Source organism: Bacillus sp. GC_Bacil_1, from assembly GCF_026540675.1.
GTDB classification, from domain to species: Bacteria; Bacillota; Bacilli; order Bacillales; family Bacillaceae_G; genus Bacillus_A; species Bacillus_A cereus.
Genome location: NZ_JALNUG010000047.1, coordinates 1 through 1,884, shown reverse-complemented (window position 1 = coordinate 1,884; position 1,884 = coordinate 1). Strand labels below are relative to the sequence as shown.

The following is a 1,884-nucleotide window of genomic DNA, read 5'->3' as shown; positions in this document are numbered from 1 at the left end:
GTTCAGAATGGGAGGGGGATGGAGCTTCTGACGTAGAGGCGCTTTTTGCCTCGCAGAAAGAAGTGAAGCCACCGACCATTCTAGCTGCTGAAGCTGGATTAAGTAAAAAGCGTAAGCGGCTCGTTCAGAAAGGTTAAAATGGTCGATCTTTTTAACTATCGGAGCCGGAACTAAATTAAATAAGAAGCGAAGACAAATTTTCTTGTCTTCGCTTCTTGTATTTGTGTTCCAACGTATTGATTAAAACTAGATAAAAGGGTTACAATAGTGAATATTACCCTACTTGAACTTATTGCCTTTCATTATTAATTATTTGCCTTCCGTATTTTTTCCCTTTACCCATGAAAAAAGAGAATAACGTTAAAGTGTGGTGTCTGAATGAATTTGTCAATTGCAGCATTAGAAAACATGAAATTAAAAGAGTTATACGAGCTTGCGAAAGAATTTAAGATTTCGTATTATAGCAAGTTAACGAAAAAAGAGTTAATCTTTTCTATTTTGAAAGCTCGAGCAGAAAAAGAAGGTTTCTTTTTCATGGAAGGCGTATTAGAAATTATTCAATCAGAAGGATTTGGATTCCTACGTCCTATCAACTATTCTCCAAGCTCAGAAGATATTTATATCTCAGCTTCGCAAATTCGTCGTTTCGATTTACGTAATGGAGACAAAGTTTCTGGTAAAGTACGACCTCCGAAAGAAAATGAACGCTATTTTGGGTTATTACAAGTTGAAGCTGTAAACGGAGATGATCCAGATTCAGCAAAAGAGCGTGTGCATTTCCCTGCATTAACACCATTATACCCAGATCGCCAAATGAAATTGGAAACGGAACCGAAAAAGTTACCGACACGTATCATGGATTTAATCGCACCAGTTGGATTTGGACAACGTGGTTTAATTGTTGCGCCTCCAAAGGCTGGTAAAACAAGTCTATTAAAAGAAATTGCACACAGTGTTACAACAAATCATCCAGAAGCAGAATTAATTGTGCTTTTAATTGATGAGCGTCCAGAGGAAGTAACAGACATTGAACGTTCTGTTAAGGGCGACGTTGTAAGTTCTACTTTTGATGAAGTACCAGAAAATCATATTAAAGTAGCTGAACTTGTGTTAGAACGTGCAATGCGTCTTGTAGAGCACAAAAAAGATGTTATCATTTTAATGGATAGTATTACCCGTTTAGCGCGAGCTTACAACCTCGTTATTCCGCCAAGTGGTAGAACATTATCGGGTGGTATCGACCCAGCGGCTTTCCATAGACCGAAGCGTTTCTTTGGAGCGGCACGTAATATTGAAGAAGGCGGTAGCTTAACGATTTTAGCAACAGCCCTTGTTGATACAGGATCTCGTATGGACGATGTTATTTACGAGGAATTTAAAGGAACTGGAAATATGGAACTTCACTTAGATCGTTCGTTAGCTGAACGTCGTATCTTCCCAGCGATTGATATTCGTCGTTCTGGTACACGTAAAGAAGATCTATTAATTCCAAAAGAGCATTTAGACAAGTTATGGGGTATTCGTAAAACAATGCGTGATACACCAGACTTTGTTGAAAGTTTCTTACGTAAGCTTCGTCAAACGAAGACAAACGAAGAATTTTTACAAAACATTGTTGCAGACTCGAAAAGATATGTAACAACTAAGTAAAGGGAAAAGATTGGGACTCGCTTATTTTATAGTAAGCGAGTTTTTTATGCCTTTTAGGTGATATTAAAGAGAGAAATAAGTGGGAGAACCTTAGCTGGTCAGAGCTGAGCGAGCCCCCGCCACTTTTAAGTTAATATCCAGCTCCAGCGGCTAGAATGGTAGGTGGCTTCGCGTCTTCCTACGAGGTAAAAAGCACCTCTACGTCAGAAGCTCCATCCCCCTCCCATTCTGAAC

Annotated in this window: 1 protein-coding gene; it reads left to right on the top strand. The window is 39.1% G+C overall.

Annotated features, from left to right (window positions below):
• Positions 1-378: 378 nt before the first annotated feature.
• The gene (gene rho, locus OXT04_RS29440; protein ID WP_001053903.1) at positions 379-1,650 is read left to right on the top strand and encodes a transcription termination factor Rho; all 1,272 of its coding nucleotides are present in this window, start codon (positions 379-381) and stop codon (positions 1,648-1,650) included.
• The last annotated feature ends 234 nt before the right edge of the window (positions 1,651-1,884 follow it).

Coding starts and splice junctions, on each gene's coding strand:
- rho (WP_001053903.1), top strand. CDS start 379: ATGAATTTGTCAATTGCAGCATTAGAAAACATGAAATTAAAAGAGTTA.